Raw genomic sequence first — 19,679 nt, 5'->3', positions numbered from 1 at the left:
TTCAAGCAAAAAAAAGAGCATACTTTTGTATGCTCTTTTTTTATCTCTAAACTTTTAGTTTCACACTTTACAGTTGTTTTTTTCACTTCATTAAGTCTCTACTTATCGGTATTACTGTTAGATACTTTCTAAATTTTGCATTAAGATAAGTAAGTACTGAAGTGTCTCCATACATTATTTTAAATAATGTTTTCGCAAGATTTAAAACAAGGTCTTCTATGTCTCAGGCAACCGCCACTGCTCAACAAAACTCTTTCAATGCTGATGCAAAAAATAAAGACAATGCGCAGTTAAAAGAGTTTCGTACGCCACCCCACAATTTGGCAATTGAACAAGCTGTACTTGCTGCGTTAATGACTGTCGCTGAATCTTTTGAACAAGTGAGCGATACTTTAAGTGAAAATGATTTTTACGCAACGCGTCATAAATATATCTTTCGTGCAATCGAAAAACTTGCTCAAGAAAGCTCACCTTATGATGCGGTATTGGTCAATGACTGGCTGATAAAGCAAAATTTACTCGATGCAATTGGTGGTGAAGAGTATCTAATGCAATTGATGGCAGACTCCCCTTCAAGTTTCTATAATTTAGAAACTTACGCTGGAAAAATCAAAGAGTTTGCGACTTTGAGAAATATGATTAAAGTCGGCAATGAAATTTTGCAGAATGCCTATGACACCAAAGGTCGTGATGTCAGTGAGATTTTAGATCTTGCTGAAACCAATATTTTCTCTATTGCAGAGCAACACAATAATAATGCGAAGGCACAAGGTCCTAAAGCAATTACTTCCGTGGTTGCTGACGTTTTTGATAAATTAAATGAATTATCTCAGCTAGATGGCAATATCACTGGCTTAACCACAGGTTTTATGGAATTGGACAATAAAACCTCAGGTATGCAAGCAGGTGATATGATTATTGTTGCGGCACGTCCGTCCATGGGTAAAACGACCTTCGCAATGAATTTAGTCGAAAGCGTTTTATTCAACTGTGACCTACCCGCACTGGTTTTCTCTATGGAAATGCCAGCAGACTCTATTGCAATGCGTTTAATCTCTGCCTACGGTAAAGTTCATCAAGGACACTTACGTTCAGGAAAACTGGATGGTGATGAATGGTCTAAAGTGACTGGCACGATTTTACAACTTCAAGAAAAGCATCTTTATATCGACGACTCCTCTGCACTTCCTCCAACAGAGGTACGTGCACGCGCACGGCGTATTGCCAAACAACATGGTGGTAAATTGGGGTGTATCATGATCGATTATCTCCAATTAATGAAAGTCCCTGGTATGGGTGACAACCGTGTGGGTGAGATCGGTGAAATTTCACGAAGCTTAAAAGCGCTTGCAAAAGAAATGATGTGTCCTGTTATTGCATTGTCTCAGCTTAACCGTTCTTTGGAGAATCGACCAAATAAACGTCCTGTTATGTCAGACTTACGTGAATCTGGTGCGATTGAGCAGGATGCCGATTTAATTATGTTTATTTACCGTGATGAAGTTTATAACAAAGAATCAAAAGAAGCTGGCACTGCCGAAATTATCATTGGTAAACAACGTAATGGACCTATTGGTACAGTACGTCTAGCCTTTGAAGGTCAATACACCCGTTTCAGTAATTTATCTCCTGAGTACTATGCTCAATACGAAGACGAAGAATAAGCTTTATCACCAATAAATAATGAAGAGACTTTGGACTCAGATCTTTGATTTTAAAGTCTCTTTCAATTCATCAATATTTCTGATCCAGTCTTCATAATCATCTGAATCTTGCCATAGCTCATCCAATTCAGAGCTTTCAGATGTCAATAAGTTTAATGCAAGTAGGGCTTTTGGAATCAATGCATAATTTTGCTTATTTCTATTCTGCTCTAGCCATTTTTCTACAGGTTCAGGATAATATTCGTTGTCAGCTATACTCGCTGTAAAAGATTTTGCCAAAACCTCTGCTGCCGCATGCGCAATACATCCCAAATCAGCGTCAATAAACTCTTCTGTGGTCATATCAATGATTTGATCAAATGCATCCTCAATCACGTCATAACCGTTATGTTCTTCGAATTCATATGCCCAATCACTGGCTGTATCATTGCCAAAAGGTTCATGAGACCATGTTCCCATACACGTATACCTTAATCATGAAATTGAATATAAAATGTACGATTTTGTAAAAAAAATAAAGATCAATATTTTTACAAATTATGTTTAAGCAAAAATACAAGAATTTTATCGATACAAAATCAATAACTCATTAAAAACACAAATGTTCGTGTCCATTTAGCCTTGATCGGACTACAATAATCTTGGTTCTTGATCATGATCTTTTTAAGACAATATAGAACCATCATTACATTTCTAACCGCATAATTTCATCAATTTTATGCTGTATTTGCCATTCCCAAGGAGTAACGAGGGTGCGCCAAGCAACAGTTTATATTGACAGCGAAGCGCTGCAATATAATTTAAACCGTGTCAAACAACTTGCCCCAACCGCAAAAATTGTCAGTATGGTAAAAGCCAATGCATATGGTCATGGCGTCAAGGATTGCTTAGCCGCCTTAAGTTCAACTGATGCTTTCGGTGTCGCCTGCCTTGAAGAAGCTTTGGAAATTCGTGAATTAGGTTATCAACAACCGATTACCCTGATTGAAGGTATTTTCAATGCAGATGAAATGCCAATTGTTCTAGACAGTAACTTTGAGCTAATGATTCACCATCAACAGCAGCTTGATTGGTTAAGCGCCTACAAAGACCAATATATCCAAAAAGGACTGAAAGTTTGGGTCAAACTCAACAGTGGCATGAATCGCTTAGGCTTTAAAGTAGCTGAAATTATTGAAGTGATCCATTCATTACAAGCTGAAGGTTTTACTTGTGTACTTGCTATGCACTTCGCAAACGCTGATGTCGATCATCACCCCTTAAATGAATTGCAAAAGCAACAATTTTTGCAAGTTAAAGAAGCATGTTCACCTATTTTGGCGTCGTGCTGTAACTCAGCCGCTATTTTTAAATGGCCTGAACTAAATTTTGATTTTGTGCGACCAGGAATCATGCTCTATGGTGCTTCACCATTTGCAGACCAATCTGCACATGAACTCGATATTCGTCCTGTAATGACATTTACCGCTGAAATTATTGCTTTAAATCATATTCAAGCAGGTGAATCTGTCGGCTACGGTTCAACTTTCGTTTCAGAGCAAGAGATGGATATCGCAATCGTTTCTATTGGTTATGGAGATGGTTATCCTCGTGCATACCTCACGCAGAATTATGTTTCTATTCATGGGCAAGCAACCCGTGTTATTGGTCGTGTTGCAATGGATATGATTGCCATTGATGTCACTGGATTGAATGCACCAATCGGGACAGTCGTAGAACTCTGGGGTAAAAACCGTTTAGTTGATGAAGTTGCGACAGCAAATGGTACGATTGGCTATGAATTATTATGTCGTATGACAGGTCGTCCAAAACGTAAAAAGATTTAAATCTTTTTATGCCAAATTGTACCCATCGTTCAGAATAAAAGCCATGTATATGATAGAGATACACTTAATATCTCTATCATTTTTAGAAAAAATACTCTCGGAAGTATAGGCAAAAAAGTCAGATAAGATTCACTCGATATCGGCGATTGTCTATTTAACTGTTAAAACAACAGCAAGGATTGAATGTTTAATTTTATCATCTTAAAAAACTCTTACTCAAAGCACAGCCCACAAAAGTACTTTTTAAATAGCATTAAAAAATGGCTTTAAACAAAATCTTCCACAATATCTTCAAATTGTTCGATCTCATAAAGTAATTTGAGTAAATTAGGTATATCTTGCTTATCTAAATTTAATGGCTGAAAACGCAGAAAACCTTTGTGCTCAAAAAACTGCTGAATTTTACTGTTTCGCCTGACATACTTCATCGACCACTGAGAAAAATGCCCTCTTTCTACCTGTAAAGCTCTAAATAGCTTTATCTGATGATGTCTAGGATCTTTATATAATTTCTCCAACAGACGTAAAATTACCGACTGTTCACCTTCAAGGCATTGAAAAAAATGCTCATCGGCAAAATAAAGTACGCCTCGAACTTGATGCAGTACATTAAAGTCTCTCGCTTCACCAAGAATTTCTCTTAGATCATTCAGTAGTTGATGATGAGGTGATGTTGTTTTACTTGCACAGCATAATTGAAAAGTCATGTAATTCTTCTATTTTTATCTTTATATTGTTATAAACAATTATCATTTAATGTACAAGCCTTAACTTTTTATTATTTAGATATTTAATTCTATTTTGATACTGTTCTAACAGACACTATTTGCATAAGTTCGTCGATTTGTTGATCAGTTAAACTCATGGGTTTAAAATGATTTAAGCCACATTTTTTACAGAAGATGCTGACCACTCCATTACGATCGACATACTTCATTTGCCAAGCTTCAAAGTGAAACTCTTCAATATTGTTAAGGAAACAAAAACGATAATTCTGATCTTGATGATTTAAAATATGTTGATAAATTAAATCTATTGATTCCGCTTCACCCTCAAAACAATGTAAGAAGTGTTCATTTGCATAAAATGAAACACCATGTATATGCTGCTCAGTAAAAAAAGTGGCTGCACGATGCATGCATTCCTAAATTCAGCCATTAAACGCAAATCTTTTAAATTTATGCTTGATACATAACAAAGTTGAACTAATTCCATGTTCTTTACATTTAAAAAATTAGAGTACTTATTAAAATAATGGATCGAGATTAAATTTTAATTAATGCACGTTCCCATCTATTGAGAAGTTTACTCAAAATAGTCCACAGTAGGTTTTGGCAAATCCTGTAATCCTTTTTTTAAGGTTTCCGACCATTGCTTACTGATATGCTGAAAATATGGATCATCTTCAACAATACGCTTTCCTTTAGGAATTTTTAAGCTGTCTTTATCATAGATCATGGCATCTAATGGCATACCGACTGAAACATTCGAACGTAGTGTGGAGTCAAATGAAATCAAACTACAGCGTAAAGCTTCATCCAAAGGCATATCATAACTCAATGCCCGATCTAAAATCGGCTTACCATACTTACTTTCTCCAATCTGGAAATACGGCGTATCACTGGTCGCAGAAATAAAGTTCCCTTGTGGATAGATATTATAAAGCTGCATTTCTTCACCGCTGATTTGTCCACCCACCAACAAACTGCAGTAATAATTACTTTGCTCTTGGGTATCTTCAGTCACATCAGCAATCACTTTTCGTAAAGTCTGCCCAATTAAGCCAGCAACCTCAAACATGGTGTTGACGCTATATAGATTAGGTTCCTGTTTTAGAGCTAAATGATTTTCCAAATGCCCAATCACTGCTTGAGTCGTCGCCAGATTACCCGAAGTTTGTATACAGATAAAACGTTCGCCTTCGATCCCGAAAGTATAAAGCTTTCGATATACCGAAATGTGATCGACTCCAGCGTTGGTTCGAGTATCACTAATAAATACTAAACCTTGTTTGAGTCTTAAAGCACAGCAATACGTCATGGAGCTACCTATACAACTAAAATTCGAAATTAATCATTTTGCAATACATGACACTATTGATCATTCTGCATCAGCATGCAAGTACCTGAACGATAGAATACATTGTTTCTGCACCCCCTTTTTCACGTATACCTCGAACTGGAGCAACATCCCAATAATCTCGACCAACAGCGACATAGACATGTGATTGTGGGCTAAAAAGCTGATTGCTGACATCAATCATATGCCATCGCCCTTCTAAGTAGACTTCTGTCCAAGCATGGCTTGCCAAATGTGACTGATTATTAACATACAAATACCCTGAGACATAGCGTGCAGGAATACCCAAAGCTTTTGCCATTGCAATCAATACATGACTATGGTCCTGACAAACCCCTTGTTGTGCAGAAAAGGATGCTATAGCCGTATGCGTAACCGTTGTGCTTGCGGTGATATATGGCATGTACTGTAGCAATGCTTCGGCTAATTTTTGAAAATTAGCCCAGCTTTTTTGCGGTAAATAGTATTTTGCAAAGGCAATCATTTCATCATTACACAGTGTTGCAGTTGTAGGTTGTAAAAATACGGCTGGAACAAGTGCATCCTGTAAACCAAGTTGATTGTCTGTATTAATTTCAACAATCCCTTGCGCCATAATCAACATTTGTTGATAAGGTTCTGTTTGCGAGCTGGTCAACCAAATATTATTGAAAGCATCTTTTTTATATTGTTTTTCTCCAGGAATACTAATTTGCCACCCCGTCACTTGTTGATGTAAATTCGATTGCGGGGTCATTTTTATATATTGAATGCTGTTTTTTGCCCAGTCAGAATATTGATAATGGGTTTGATGATTAATCATGAGTTTCATAAGCGATCCAATTCAAATAAAGAATCAATATGATCACTAAAATGATAATAATTCATTCGATTAGGCTGTTTTTTTAGCTCCTCCCACACTTCTGGCAAGCTACACATCCCATGTTGATTCAAACTACTAATCACCGCATTTAATTGCGTCAATGTTAGCGATTTATCTTGGCTTAGCCGTAACTGACGGTCGAACTGTTCCATTTTTTGCCCAAGACTAAAGAATAAGAACAATAACTCATCATCTTCTGCTTCAAGAACATCATTACACTCCTCACAGACATCACAGATAAAACTGGCATTTTGTTCGGCTTGGTGTAAAAGCTGATTCAACTCAGCAAATGATTTCGCAGAAATAACCCCACGCAAGTCATGAATATTATTTTTGGCACATAAAAACTGTTGGTGAAATGAAGCAGGCTGCTCAGTGTCCAAAATGAGTTCATTCAAGGAGCTAGCATCGAATGCAGGTAAGCAAAATGCATTTGCATAATCTAATGCCAATTCATTGGTTTTAAAAGGGAACTGGCTACATAAATATTGTATGCGAGTCAAATAACGCCCTAACCAAAATATATTTTGTGCATTTGTACTGAGTAAAATCATCTTTTCTCTCCTTTGGTTGGGATTGCTAAGGACTGATTAAATTGAATATTCATCAATCACCCATGTATCCTTAATTCCACCACCTTGTGATGAGTTAACCACCAATGAACCTTGTTGCATTGCAACTCGGGTCAAACCACCAGGAACGATTTCTATACGTTCAGGTGAGGTTAAAATGAATGGTCGTAAATCAATATGACGTTCAGCAATTCCTTGTGAGGTTAATGTTGGCGCTACTGATAAATCTAATGTCGGTTGCGCAATATATGCTGAAGGTGAAGCCATTAATTTAATTCTAAATAAATCAATTTCTTGTTCAGTTGCTTTAGGACCTATCAGCATCCCATAACCACCAGAACCTTGAGCTTCTTTTACGACCAATTGATCGAGATTTGCCAACACATAATCCAATGCATCAGCCTCACGACATTGATAAGTGGGTACATTTGATAAAATTGGCTTTTCATTCAGATAATAAGCAATCATTTGATCCACATAAGGATAAATTGACTTATCATCAGCAACTCCTGTACCTGGTGCATTTGCAATGACCACATTACCACTCAAATAAGCTGACATCAGCCCTGCAACACCTAAAGTACTGTCAGGTCTAAAACATAAAGGGTCTAAAAAACCATCATCTAAACGTCTATAAATTACATCAACCTGTTGACGTCCTCGGATGGTTTTCACATAAACCTTGTCGTTTTCAACAAAAAGGTCACGAGATGTCACCAAGGGTACACCCATCTCTCTTGCTAAAAATGAATGCTCATAATATGCACTATTGTAACGACCCGGCGTCAGCACCACGATTGTGGGTGTAGTGACTCTTGAATTTTCAGCGAGAATTTCACGCAAAAGCTGTGGATATTGCTCGATACTTGCAACTTGCTGATTGCATAATTCAGGCATCAATTTTTGACTCATCTTACGGCTTTCAATCATGTAAGACACACCAGAAGGAGTACGTAAGTTATCTTCTAAGACAAAGAACTCCCCGTGTCGATCACGGACAATGTCGATACCACTGATTTGACTATAAATATTTCCATTTAAACTGTGATTCATCATGATCGGCTGATACGCTTCATGTGAAAGCACTGGTAACTCAGGAATAAAACCTTCTCTTAAAATATTTTGCTCATGATAAATATCAGCAAGAAATAGATTTAAAGCTTTGATACGTTGTGTACATCCTGCCTCGATTTTGTTCCATTGTTGTTTGGCAATCACTCGGGGAATCAAATCAAAAGGAATGGTGCGATCAATCCCTGATTTCTCTCCATATACAGCAAAGGTAATTCCTTGATATAAAAAATGCGCTTTAGCTGTTTCATTTAGTTTTTCAAGCTCATAAATACTATGTTGAGATAACCAATGCTCAACTTTTTCCGCAGTTTCAGGTGAAAGAACATGATCATCAGTCATTTCATTAAAGAAAATAGAATCGAGTTGTTTAAGTAAATGCACTGCTGGTTGCTGCATCTCAATATTTAAATGAACAACTGCCTGAATATTTTTTATCTCTTTTAATTCACCTGTATTCGACTGAGTCTGCTCTTCAATCATTGACACAGCAAAACGTTCTGCATAATTTTCATTACTTGAATTTGTATCCATCGTTTCTTTTAGCATACAAACCTCTTCTTATGTTCTCTGGTGGCAAGATGAATCAAGCAATATCAATGCCAACAATCATTGAGTCTTAAAATGTTTTTCAGCATCAGGTTTGAAATCTTTTAACCAGCTTTTATTAATTCATTGTTTATTGTTTAGCTCAATGTGAGTTTTGATCGAACTTGTTTCAAAATTTTTTAGTGTGTGTTTTCAAGGCCTAACAAATTAATTTAAGGATAGAACTTGCAGAAAGTTTTTTATTTTTCTATTGTGTAGCAGATTTATTTCCCTTAAACCTTCACGATTTCAACGATATTTGACATGTCTGCACAAGAAAAAGAAACCTCCAACAGCCTCTATCGCCAATGGCAAATTTTGTCTCGACTTTCTACGGGTAAATGGATGGGCACACGTGAGTTACAAGAAGTCTTAGAACGTGAAGGAATTGAGATCAGTTTGCGTACTATTCAACGTGATCTCAATCAAATTGCGCAACGCTTTCCCATCGAAAGCAACAAGACTGTGCCTCAAGGTTGGCGTTGGCGCTCAGATGCACCAATTCAAAGCTTGCCTCATATGACCAGCTCTCAGGCAGTCACATTTATGATGGTTGAGGAACATTTAAAGCACCTGTTACCACCAAGTTTGATTGATGAAATGAATCCTTGGTTTGATCTAGCTCGTCGCAGTTTGTCAACTCAGAATAATGTTCGACAATGGATTAATCGAGTTCGCATTGTTCCCGCAAGTCAGCCTGTAATTCCCCCTTTGGTTGAGAGACAGGCGCAACAGGCAATCTATGAAGGATTACTCCAAGACAAGCAAATTGAATGTATTTACCGTTCACGTGGTCATCAAGGAGAAGAAAAAACTTATATTCTCAATCCTTTAGGCTTGGTGCAAAAAGGTGCGATCATTTATTTGATTTGTACCAGACATGATAAAACCGAAGTCCAAACTTTTGCTTTACATCGTTTTAAATCAGCAACAGTCTTAGACTTGCGAGCATTACATCCTGTTAAATTTGATATTGATGAGTATATTGATTCAGGTGCACTTGGTTTTAGAGTTGATTTTTCTCAACCGACCAAGAATGTTGAATTAAAACTGGTGATGCACGAAGATGATGCGCAGTACTTTACAGAAAGTCAGCTCAGCAAAGAGCAAAAAGTTGAACAATTAAATGAACAACTGTATCAAGTGAGTGCAGTAGTTCCCTTTACCTCACAATTGGTATGGTGGCTGAGAAGCTTCGGTAAAAAGATTGTTCGAATCGAACCTGTAGAAGTTTTTAATGCAGTTCATGAAATTGAATAATCAATATTAACTAGCATAGATACAAGTTCTACATACAAGCCCCAATAAAAAAGAGCCTCTCGGCTCTGATATCTTATTGTTTTTGTTTTTTTAAATTTTATTATTTTTGCGCTGATTAAAACTCATGTCACATTTTTACATGTCCACAAGACATGAGTTTTCATTGGAGTAAGTTGAACATCACATCAGACAGCACGCAAGTTCAGCATTGTTGTAACGGATTGATTTCATCGTCATAGTAACCACCTCTCGTTTGAATGTAGATTGACTATAACCACGATTTTTCAAACTGAAAAATAATTAAAACTGCTTTGTTTTTCACCAATTCTGTTTAAGCGTTATTTGTATAACCTTAGGTTGAATCTAATTATTTAGAATTTATCGCAAACAAAAACCAATAAGATGCGCAATTAAAATCTTTATCGAGATATGCTTACTTGATGAATCTACTGATAAAATCAAAGCTTCATCATTCAAATGACTTTTCAATTGATATAAATATTCATTTTGAAGATGCGATGTAAATACTGAGTTTTTCCAATAAAGGTTCCACCAACGCTTTGCCTCTTAATTGATCCAACCATAGCTGAGGAATGGCATGATAACCAAAATACAATCCAGCTATACCACCAGCCACACATGCAGTTGTATCGGTGTCTCTGCCTAATGCAATCGAGCTTTTAATCACATCTTGATATGACTTTTTTTGGAGGGCATATCTTGCAGAATTTAAACAATCAACCACATAACCACTCCCCGTCCCCTGAACGAATTCATCAGGACGAATATATAACTCAAGCTGTTGCAAATCTTCTTGTCGATCGTGTAAACATTGGCGTAGTCTTGCAACTGCATCCGACCACGCAGGTTCAATATCCAATCCGTTCAGAATTGATCTAGCCCATAAGCAATACAAAGCACAACATAACTTTGATCTTAGATGTGCATGGGTAATATGGGACTGAGTATACGCATCCTCAATCAACTGTTGATCTGAACCTTGATGCCACAACGCTAAAGGCAATACACGCATAAGTGAACCATTACCATTGGCATGTTCATCATTTTTAGCAACCTGAGATAAAGGAACACCCATTAAATACTTTCTTATCGATTCAGCAGTTTGCACACCAACATCGAAAACTTGATAGTCAACTGCCATATATCCATACTGATACCAATTACACAACCGCTTCATGAGATCTTCTGCATCCATTTTATGCTTATACAGGAGTGAATCGAGCAAACTTAGCGCTTGTGCACCATCGTCCGACCATGTCCCTAGTGGAATTTCTGGATAAGTCTTAGAAAAATAAGCAGGTGGAAGCATATCAATTTGATTATATTCAGGTAACTGTTCAGGCAGATTAAACTCATAAGGCACACCGACTGCATCTCCAATCAATAGCCCATAAATTGCACCTTTAATTCGATCTTGCTTGTTCATGTTATTCTCAGAACTACTTAATTTATTTTATATTGTCACAAAGACCATATATTTTCAACAAGCAACTATACATTCTTTGGGTTATAAAAAAGCCCGCAATAAGCGGGCTTTTTTAAGGATTCAAACTTAGGCAGATTTTTTCATTTGGTTATGTTTACGAATCGTAATCATCACCAATTGAACAGCCGCAGGTGTTACCCCTGGAATACGACTCGCTTGTGCAAGCGTTTCTGGCAATACATTTTTAAGTTTCATGGTAATTTCACGAGAAAGACCTGAAACAGCATCATAGTCAAAATCAGCAGGAATTTTGGTATCTTCCAAACGCTTCATTTGAGCAACATCTTCTTGCTGACGGTTGATATAGCCTGCATATTTCACCGCAATTTCAATTTGCTCACCCACAAATGCAGATACTTCAGAGCCTGTCAATTCCGCAATTTGAGAGAAATTGATATTTGGACGTTTAAGCAAATCAATCGCAGAGCACTCTTTGGAAAGATCTGCACCAGTCATTTCAACGAATTTTTTACCCATCGGGTTATTTGGTGCCGCCCATAGATGTTGCAAACGACCTGTTTCTTTTTCAACTGCTTCCATTTTTTCACAATATGCAGCCCAGCGCTCATCGTCAACCAAGCCCATTTCACGACCAATCGCTGTTAAACGCTGATCTGCATTGTCTTCTCGAAGCATCAAACGGTATTCTGCACGCGAAGTAAACATACGGTACGGTTCTTTAGTCCCTAAAGTAATCAAGTCATCAACCAAAACACCCATATATGCTTCATCACGCTTAGGTGTCCATTGCTCTTGATCCCAAGCACGACGAGCAGCATTTAAACCTGCCAATAAACCTTGCGCACCGGCTTCTTCATAGCCTGTCGTACCATTGATCTGACCAGCAAAATACAAGTTATTGATGGATTTTGTTTCTAACGAGAATTTCAACGATTGCGGATTGAAATAATCATACTCAATTGCATAGCCTGGACGAAGGATATGTGCATTTTCCATACCGCGAATTGAACGTACCAACTCAAACTGAACATCAAATGGCAATGATGTTGAAATACCATTTGGATAAAGCTCATGGGTGTCCAAGCCTTCAGGCTCTAAGAAAACCTGATGCGAGTCTTTATCAGCAAATTTATGAATTTTGTCTTCAATAGATGGACAATAACGTGGACCAACCCCTTCAATCACACCTGTATACATCGGTGAGCGATCCAAACCACCACGAATGATTTCATGGGTACGTTCGTTGGTATGCGTAATATAGCAATTCACCTGTTCTGGATGCATAGACACATCTCCCATGAATGACATGGTTGGAGATGGAAAATCACCCGGTTGCGGGATCATCACAGAAAAGTCAACTGAGCGTGCATCGATACGTGGTGGTGTACCTGTTTTTAAACGCCCCACTGGTAAGTTTAATTCACGCAAACGCGCAGCCAAAGAAATAGAAGGAGGATCACCTGCACGACCACCCGAAGAATTGTTTAATCCAACGTGAATAACTCCACCTAAGAAAGTACCTGTTGTCAACACAACTGTTTTCGCATCGAAGCGAATACCCATTTGAGTGACGACACCCTTCACCGTATCGCCTTCAACGATAAGATCATCAGCGGCTTGTTGGAAAATGTCTAAGTTGGCTTGATTTTCCAAAGTATGACGAATTGCAGCTTTATAGCGAATACGGTCAGCTTGAGCACGTGTTGCTCGTACAGCCGCACCTTTACGTGAATTCAGGATACGGAATTGGATACCACCTTTATCGGCAGCAAGTGCCATGGCACCACCCAACGCATCGATTTCACGAACCAGATGAGATTTACCAATCCCACCAATAGCAGGGTTACAGCTCATCTGCCCTAAAGTCTCAATGTTATGAGTCAAAAGCAGAGTCTGTCGACCCATACGCGCCGCAGCAAGTGCTGCTTCCGTACCTGCGTGACCGCCACCGATAACAATGACATCGTAAACTTTAGGATAATGCATAGTGATAAATGAGAGATAAAAAGAATGACAGGAAATTATAGCAAAAATTTACGATCAGTTTTAGGCGGTTTTACAAAAATTTATCTCACAAATCACACTTATTTCCAATTAAACATTTAGATACATAGGCAACATAAATTGACACTTCGTTTCAGTAAGTCCCTACAAATCAAATTTAACTTAGCAAAAAACCGCTATACCATGAGAATCACTCAGATAATTAAATTTTCCATCATGAATACAAGGAATACGATTATGAAAAATACATTGTCTAAGATGATGACGGCTTCATTGTTGAGTTGTATGGCAATTGGTTTTGCTTATGCTGCTGAGGAAAACACCAGTAAAGCTGAAGTGAAAAAGCAAATTCAGGTGTGTGCTAAGAAAAAGCAAGGTGATTGGGTCACTTATGCCAATAAAGGTGTAACTTTTAATGGTACTTGTGAAACCAATGAAAATGGTAAGCTTCAATTTAGCTTCCCTGCACCACCAGCAGGCAGTAACACAACAGGTGCTGCTGCAGCGCCAGAACCTGCGATGGAAAATCGTCCTGCTGTAGAACAAGCTGCTCCTGCAAGTGCTGATGCACCTGCAACCAATGACGCTTCTCAAGCGGAACAGCCAGCGGTTGAACAACCTAGCCAAGCTGTACCAAGCGAAGATCCTATCCAAGCTCAGTAATTTTTCTTACACTCAACAATTCTTCCTGTTTCAATTGTGAATAGTAACTACATTCAACAATATTGAAACTAAATGGATGAATGTTGATAGAAAAGAGATTCCGTTTAACGGGATCTCTTTTTTTATATTCAGAGATCCTATAGTTAAACCACCTGATTATTCATACAAGTGATTTAATTTCAATCATGTATATCCAATGAACTTTATGCTTTATATAGATTGTTAGAAGTTTTGGTGATTCATTTATTTTTTTGGGATTTAAAATTAGGGATAGTCTTTGAATGACCACTTGAATCCACTCCACTTATTCTAAATATAAAACATTGTATTTATTAATTTTTTAATAAAATTCATCACTTTCTAAAAGAGTATTTTTTTAATTATTCATCAGTCATGTTTTTTATTTTTATATTTTGATTGTTTCGATTACACTCAATTTTGAGTAAGGAATATTCACCTGTTTAAATGATTTAAAACAACAAAAAGGATGAAACTATGGATTCAGGAATAATCACCATCATGCTTCCACTCGCCCTCGCCATCATTATGATTGGTTTGGGCTTAGAGCTCACTCCGAAAGATTTCGCTCGGGTATCAAAACATCCCAAAGCGGTTTTGATTGCATTATTTTGTCAATTGGTACTTTTGGTCGGTATCGCCTTTGTCATCTGTAAAGTACTCGCCCTACCACCTTTACTCGCAGTTGGATTAATGTTACTCGCTGCATCACCAGGTGGAAGTACCGCAAATTTATTTAGCTATTTATTTAAAGGTGACATTGCACTGAATATTACCTTGACTGCAATTAATTCTGTGATCGCAGCTTTTACCCTCCCCCTGATTGTTAACTTCTCCATTCAATACTTTATGAATGATGGGCAGCAAATCAGTATGCAGTTCAGCAAAATTCTTCAGGTTTTTGCAATTATTTTAATTCCTGTCTGTATCGGTATGCTGATTCGACATTATGCACCTCATTTTACGGAGAAATTAAATAAACCATTGCGCATTTTCTCAGTGGTCTTCTTGATACTCATCATTATCGGAGCAATTGCTAAAGAGCGCGCACATATTCTGGAATATCTCACTCAAGTCGGTTTAGCTACAGTAATTTTCTGTATTTGTAGTTTGCTCATCGGTTATTTTGTCCCAAGATTATTAGGCATCAATAGTGCGCAAGCACGTGCTTGCGCTTTTGAAATAGGTATTCATAACAGTACCTTGGCAATGACCATCGCATTGACGGTCATGGCAAATTCAACAGTGGCAATGCCTGCTGCAGTTTATTCGATATTTATGTATATTTTTGCAGCGATATTTGGTGCATTGATTTCAAGACATGCCACGCAAGAATCTGTAATTGAACGTGCATGAAAGATGATCCCATAAAACCGAAGTGGATGTTGATACATCCACTTTTTTATTTTGGCTGAAGCTAGGCGCACCTTGACAGTTTCCGTTACAATATTGGCTTTAAGAAAACGATTTAGGTCTTTCCCGTGAAGTGGTTACAAATTCATATTACAGTTGAACAAGCTCAAGTTGATTTTACTGAAACTTTATTAAGTTCTTTAGGTGCAGTAAGTGTGACGCTCGATGATGCTGAAAATCAAGACTTGCTTGAGCCTCTTCCAGGTGAAACACCTTTATGGAATAAAGTCATTGTTACAGGCATTTACGCTCAAGAAGACCATGAAGAAATCGATGTAGCGGCTTTAGAGACATTTATTCGCACTCAACTCCCGACTGCCCCAATGAAAAGTGAGTTCCTAGAAGACCAAGTTTGGGAACGCTCTTGGATGGACTACTATGAACCTATTCAAATCGGTGAAAAATACTGGATCGTACCTGAGTGGTTAGAGCCTCCTGAAGCTGATGCTGTCAATATCAAACTTGATCCGGGCTTAGCCTTTGGTACAGGCAACCATGCATCCACCTTCCTTTGCTTGCAATGGCTGGGTAAAACTGATGTTAAAGACAAAATTGTGATTGATTATGGTTGTGGCTCAGGCATTTTGGGTGTTGCAGCATTGTTATTAGGCGCAAAAAAAGTCTATGCAACTGATATCGACCCACAAGCAGTCTTAGCGACAAAACAAAATGCTGAGTTGAATGGTGTACTTGAAAATCTTTATGTCGGGCTTCCAGAAGAATTTAACGAAACGTTTAAGGCTCAACAAGCAGATGTACTGGTTGCAAATATTCTTGCTGGTCCATTGATGTCCCTTGCCGAAGAATTCTCAACTTTAATTAAATCTGAGGGCGAGTTCGCACTTGCAGGTGTAATTGAAGAGCAAGTTGCTGATGTTTCTAGTGTTTATTCTGAATTTTTTGATATAGTAGAGGTAGAGAAACGCGAAGAAAACTGGTGCAGAATTTCTGGTTCGCGTAAGAAATTTTAATCGATGAATATTTAACTATCTATGGCTGAAAAACAAACCCGCTGCCCTAATTGTGCTTCAATTTATAAAGTGTCAGTTACACAGCTTACTGTTGCGCAAGGTATGGTTTGTTGTCCAAAATGTGGCGATAACTTTAATGCACTGGTTCATCTTCAACCCTCTCCTTCTGACCAGCAAGCGATAAATACCCCTGAAACAGAACACAAATTGAATCAGGAGTCTTTTGATAATCGTCGGAATGAAACCAGCGTGCTGGATATATTCAATCGTAAAGTTGAACATTCCAATATAGATCTGAGAACCTACTTAAATAATTTGAACTACTTTAATAATGAACCTGTTCATAATATTCCCAGTTTAAATCTATCGAAGGGACTCAATCACAAAGGCGATGATCTGCTCAAACCGAAAAGTACTTTGTATTATCTGGCTTGGAGTTTCATCAATCTTTCATTGCTTAGCATTTTAATGTTCCAAATTGTTTGGTTTAACCCAAACTTGACTGACCGCTATCCTGCAATCAATACTGTTTTCACCAAAGCATGTTCAGTTTTTCATTGTGATACTGTCGATCAACGTTACAAACATATCGTGATTAGTAATCTCAGAGTAAAGGCAATTGATTCACAACAAACTCAATTTTCAGGTCAAATCAATAATCAGTACTCTAAAAGTTTAGAGCTCCCGATAATAAAGGTCACACTCAAAGCAAATGATAAAATAGTCAAAACCTATTCAATCCCAGCTGAAGACTATCTCATCAAGAGTTTGATAGGAATTAAACGAATTCCACAAAATAGCCCATATCCTTTTAAATTTGTCATTACAGAGCCTAGAAAAAGTTTTGATGACTATCAATTAGACGTCATTCATCCATAAAATTAAAAAAAACTACAAAAAAATGAAAAAAAATGTAGTTTTCTTGCTCATTTTTTCTGAGACAATGCTATCATACGCGCCACGAAAGCTTTGTCCTGCAAACTCCTCGCAATTTTTCACAAAAACTACTGTTTTGTTATGTGCTTTATATCCAATATCGCGCAAGTAGAACATTTTTTTGTTTAAAAGAGTGTAGTAACAAATATTAATCTATTGTTACGCTTATTTTTCACTCAACTCGACGATTTGTGGCAAGCTAATTGTTCTTGTTTTAGAGCCAACCGTTTTAGGATCTAAAACGGGGCTCAGATTTTTTTAGACCACATTTATATTGCTTTACCCAAGCAATATTTTGATTTTTCGGATTAACTCGCATGAATAGCAAATCTCCTATTTTTACTGCACAATCTGATGTCGCTCTTCGTATTCACGTAGATCGCGCAGTTCGTCACTATTTTGCACAATTGCAAGGTGAGCAACCATCTCAAGTGTACGATATGGTGCTAGCAGAAATGGAGAAACCTCTTTTATCTGTCGTTCTAGAATATACGCGCGGGAATCAGACACGCGCTGCTGAAATTCTCGGACTAAACCGCGGAACTTTACGCAAAAAGTTAAAAGCTCACGGTTTAATGAGTGAATAAATGATAAAATGCTCACGGCTTGCGTGGGCATTTTTTTTACCTACGTTTTGCCTACCTGTTCAATCTCTAGACTTAAAAACTGTTGACGAAGATCATGACTATTAAACGCGCTTTAATCTCTGTTTCTGATAAAACCGGGATCGTTGAATTTGCCCAGAACCTTGTTGCTCTTGGGGTAGAAATTTTATCTACTGGTGGTACATATAAGTTGCTTAAAGACAACAATGTCGCTGTAGTTGAAGTTTCAGAGCACACTGGCTTCCCTGAAATGATGGATGGTCGCGTAAAAACATTACATCCTAAAATTCATGGTGGCATCTTGGCTCGTCGTGGACTAGACGAAGCTGTCATGGCTGAACACAATATTGATGCGATTGATCTTGTTGTTGTAAACCTTTATCCATTTGCCGCAACTGTTGCTAAACCAAATTGTTCTCTTGCTGATGCAATTGAAAATATTGATATTGGTGGTCCAACAATGGTTCGTGCTGCTGCAAAAAATCATGCATCTGTGGGCATTGTGGTAAACGCAGCCGATTATGCAACGGTGATCAATGAACTCAAGACTGAGGGTGCACTATCTTATGCAACTCGTTTTGATTTGGCAGTAAAAGCTTTTGAACATACTGCACAATATGATGGCATGATTGCATCTTACTTAGGCGCTCGAGTAGGTAACGAAGAAGGTCAAGCAGATAAATTTGCACGTACTTTCAATACACAATTAAATAAAGTACAAGACCTGCGTTATGGTGAAAATCCTCACCAGTCTGCTGCTTTCTATGTTGAAGCAACTGCAACTGAAGCATCAGTTTCTACTGCAAAACAGTTACAGGGTAAAGAACTCTCTTATAACAATATCGCTGATACAGATGCAGCTTTAGAATGTGTGAAATCATTTGCTAAACCAGCTTGCGTGATCGTAAAACATGCCAACCCTTGTGGTGTTGCTGTATCACTTGATGGGATTCAAACAGCTTATGATCTTGCTTATGCAACAGATCCAGAATCAGCTTTTGGCGGCATCATTGCATTTAACCGCGAACTTGATGTAGCAACTGCTCAAGCGATCGTCGATCGTCAGTTCGTTGAAGTGATCATTGCACCAAGCATTGCAGATGGCGTTCTTGAAGTGACTGGTGCCAAGAAAAACGTTCGTGTCTTAGTTTGTGGCGAATTGCCAAAAATTGATGAACGTGCTGCACAATATGACTATAAACGTGTTAATGGCGGTTTACTTGTTCAAGACCAAGATCTTGGCATGATCACCAAGGATGATCTTAAAGTCGTAACAAAACGTGCTCCTACTGAAGCTGAAATTGATGATTTGATCTTCGCATGGAAAGTTGCGAAATATGTTAAATCAAATGCAATTGTCTATGCTAAAGGTCGTCAAACTATCGGTGTAGGTGCAGGTCAAATGAGCCGTGTCAACTCAGCACGTATTGCGGCTATTAAAGCTGAGCATGCTGGCTTAGTGGTTGAAGGTGCGGTAATGGCATCTGATGCATTCTTCCCATTCCGTGATGGTATTGATAATGCTGCAAAAGCAGGTATTAAATGTATTATTCAACCAGGTGGTTCTATGCGTGATGAAGAAACCATTGCGGCAGCTGATGAAGCTGGAATCGCTATGGTCTTTACAGGTATGCGTCATTTCCGTCATTAATTTACGATAAATCAAATTAGAAAATTCA

Annotated in this window: 18 protein-coding genes; 9 read left to right on the top strand and 9 right to left on the bottom strand. The window is 37.9% G+C overall.

Annotated elements, in window-relative coordinates; genetic code table 11:
- Positions 1-218 precede the first annotated feature (218 nt).
- Entirely contained in the window at positions 219-1,664 is a 1,446-nt protein-coding gene (dnaB, locus tag AC1Z3T_RS02230; RefSeq protein WP_004824429.1) for a replicative DNA helicase, read from the top strand.
- 36 nt (positions 1,665-1,700) lie between these two features.
- Here the strand turns inward: dnaB and AC1Z3T_RS02225 are convergent, their stop codons facing one another.
- Positions 1,701-2,123, bottom strand: a complete 423-nt coding sequence (locus AC1Z3T_RS02225; RefSeq protein ID WP_004824431.1) for a DUF4259 domain-containing protein — start codon at positions 2,121-2,123, stop codon at positions 1,701-1,703.
- A 293-nt stretch (positions 2,124-2,416) separates the two neighbouring features.
- Here AC1Z3T_RS02225 and alr point away from each other — a divergent pair, with 293 nt between their 5' ends.
- Positions 2,417-3,490, top strand: a complete 1,074-nt coding sequence (gene alr, locus AC1Z3T_RS02220; RefSeq protein WP_100885441.1) for an alanine racemase — start codon at positions 2,417-2,419, stop codon at positions 3,488-3,490.
- Between the two features lie 266 nt (positions 3,491-3,756).
- On the opposite strand, the gene AC1Z3T_RS02215 is transcribed toward alr, so the two are convergent.
- The 6 genes from AC1Z3T_RS02215 to AC1Z3T_RS02190 form a co-directional block, all read right to left on the bottom strand.
- Positions 3,757-4,197, bottom strand: coding sequence for a BLUF domain-containing protein (locus tag AC1Z3T_RS02215; RefSeq protein WP_100885442.1), 441 nt, complete (start codon positions 4,195-4,197; stop codon positions 3,757-3,759).
- Positions 4,198-4,286: 89 nt separating this feature from the next.
- Positions 4,287-4,628, bottom strand: coding sequence for a BLUF domain-containing protein (locus tag AC1Z3T_RS02210; protein ID WP_228153596.1), 342 nt, complete (start codon positions 4,626-4,628; stop codon positions 4,287-4,289).
- A gap of 167 nt (positions 4,629-4,795) precedes the next feature.
- Positions 4,796-5,530 (bottom strand): proteasome-type protease, encoded by a 735-nt coding sequence (locus AC1Z3T_RS02205; RefSeq protein WP_004824440.1) that lies wholly within the window; start codon positions 5,528-5,530, stop codon positions 4,796-4,798.
- Between the two features lie 70 nt (positions 5,531-5,600).
- Positions 5,601-6,380 (bottom strand): transglutaminase family protein, encoded by a 780-nt coding sequence (locus AC1Z3T_RS02200; protein WP_100885443.1) that lies wholly within the window; start codon positions 6,378-6,380, stop codon positions 5,601-5,603.
- Positions 6,377-6,985, bottom strand: coding sequence for an alpha-E domain-containing protein (locus AC1Z3T_RS02195; RefSeq protein WP_004824443.1), 609 nt, complete (start codon positions 6,983-6,985; stop codon positions 6,377-6,379). Before AC1Z3T_RS02195 ends, AC1Z3T_RS02200 begins: the two co-directional genes overlap by 4 nt.
- 36 nt (positions 6,986-7,021) lie before the next feature.
- Entirely contained in the window at positions 7,022-8,623 is a 1,602-nt protein-coding gene (locus AC1Z3T_RS02190; protein ID WP_100885445.1) for a circularly permuted type 2 ATP-grasp protein, read from the bottom strand.
- A gap of 303 nt (positions 8,624-8,926) precedes the next feature.
- Here AC1Z3T_RS02190 and AC1Z3T_RS02185 point away from each other — a divergent pair, with 303 nt between their 5' ends.
- The gene (locus tag AC1Z3T_RS02185) at positions 8,927-9,922 is read left to right on the top strand and encodes a helix-turn-helix transcriptional regulator (protein WP_004824446.1); all 996 of its coding nucleotides are present in this window, start codon (positions 8,927-8,929) and stop codon (positions 9,920-9,922) included.
- Between the two features lie 502 nt (positions 9,923-10,424).
- Here the strand turns inward: AC1Z3T_RS02185 and AC1Z3T_RS02180 are convergent.
- Positions 10,425-11,369 carry an ADP-ribosylglycohydrolase family protein gene (locus AC1Z3T_RS02180; RefSeq protein ID WP_100885446.1) on the bottom strand — a complete coding sequence of 315 codons (945 nt, stop codon included), beginning with the start codon at positions 11,367-11,369 and terminating at the stop codon, positions 10,425-10,427.
- Positions 11,370-11,495: 126 nt separating this feature from the next.
- Entirely contained in the window at positions 11,496-13,376 is a 1,881-nt protein-coding gene (gene mnmG, locus AC1Z3T_RS02175; RefSeq protein ID WP_004824451.1) for a tRNA uridine-5-carboxymethylaminomethyl(34) synthesis enzyme MnmG, read from the bottom strand.
- Positions 13,377-13,631: 255 nt separating this feature from the next.
- Between mnmG and AC1Z3T_RS02170 the strand changes: the two genes are divergently transcribed.
- The 6 genes from AC1Z3T_RS02170 (at position 13,632) to purH (ending at position 19,651) form a co-directional block, all read left to right on the top strand.
- Positions 13,632-14,057, top strand: a complete 426-nt coding sequence (locus tag AC1Z3T_RS02170; RefSeq protein WP_100885447.1) for a hypothetical protein — start codon at positions 13,632-13,634, stop codon at positions 14,055-14,057.
- Between the two features lie 495 nt (positions 14,058-14,552).
- Positions 14,553-15,431 carry a bile acid:sodium symporter family protein gene (locus AC1Z3T_RS02165; RefSeq protein WP_009584495.1) on the top strand — a complete coding sequence of 293 codons (879 nt, stop codon included), beginning with the start codon at positions 14,553-14,555 and terminating at the stop codon, positions 15,429-15,431.
- 125 nt (positions 15,432-15,556) lie between these two features.
- Complete coding sequence (gene prmA / locus AC1Z3T_RS02160; protein WP_004824454.1) at positions 15,557-16,459, top strand: 50S ribosomal protein L11 methyltransferase; 903 nt, start codon at positions 15,557-15,559, stop codon at positions 16,457-16,459.
- Positions 16,460-16,480: 21 nt separating this feature from the next.
- On the top strand, positions 16,481-17,338 hold the full coding sequence (locus AC1Z3T_RS02155) for a zinc-ribbon and DUF3426 domain-containing protein (RefSeq protein WP_046761099.1): 858 nt from the start codon (positions 16,481-16,483) through the stop codon (positions 17,336-17,338).
- A gap of 374 nt (positions 17,339-17,712) precedes the next feature.
- Positions 17,713-17,982: a DNA-binding transcriptional regulator Fis gene (gene fis / locus AC1Z3T_RS02150; RefSeq protein WP_001086304.1), complete on the top strand. Its 270-nt coding sequence runs from the start codon at positions 17,713-17,715 to the stop codon at positions 17,980-17,982.
- Positions 17,983-18,076: 94 nt separating this feature from the next.
- Complete coding sequence (gene purH, locus AC1Z3T_RS02145; protein WP_100885448.1) at positions 18,077-19,651, top strand: bifunctional phosphoribosylaminoimidazolecarboxamide formyltransferase/IMP cyclohydrolase; 1,575 nt, start codon at positions 18,077-18,079, stop codon at positions 19,649-19,651.
- The last annotated feature ends 28 nt before the right edge of the window (positions 19,652-19,679 follow it).

The sequence above is a fragment of the Acinetobacter sp. B-6 genome, assembly GCF_056930735.1.
The sequence above is the reverse complement of the archived record's forward strand: the minus strand, read 5'-3'. Positions and strand labels throughout refer to the sequence as shown.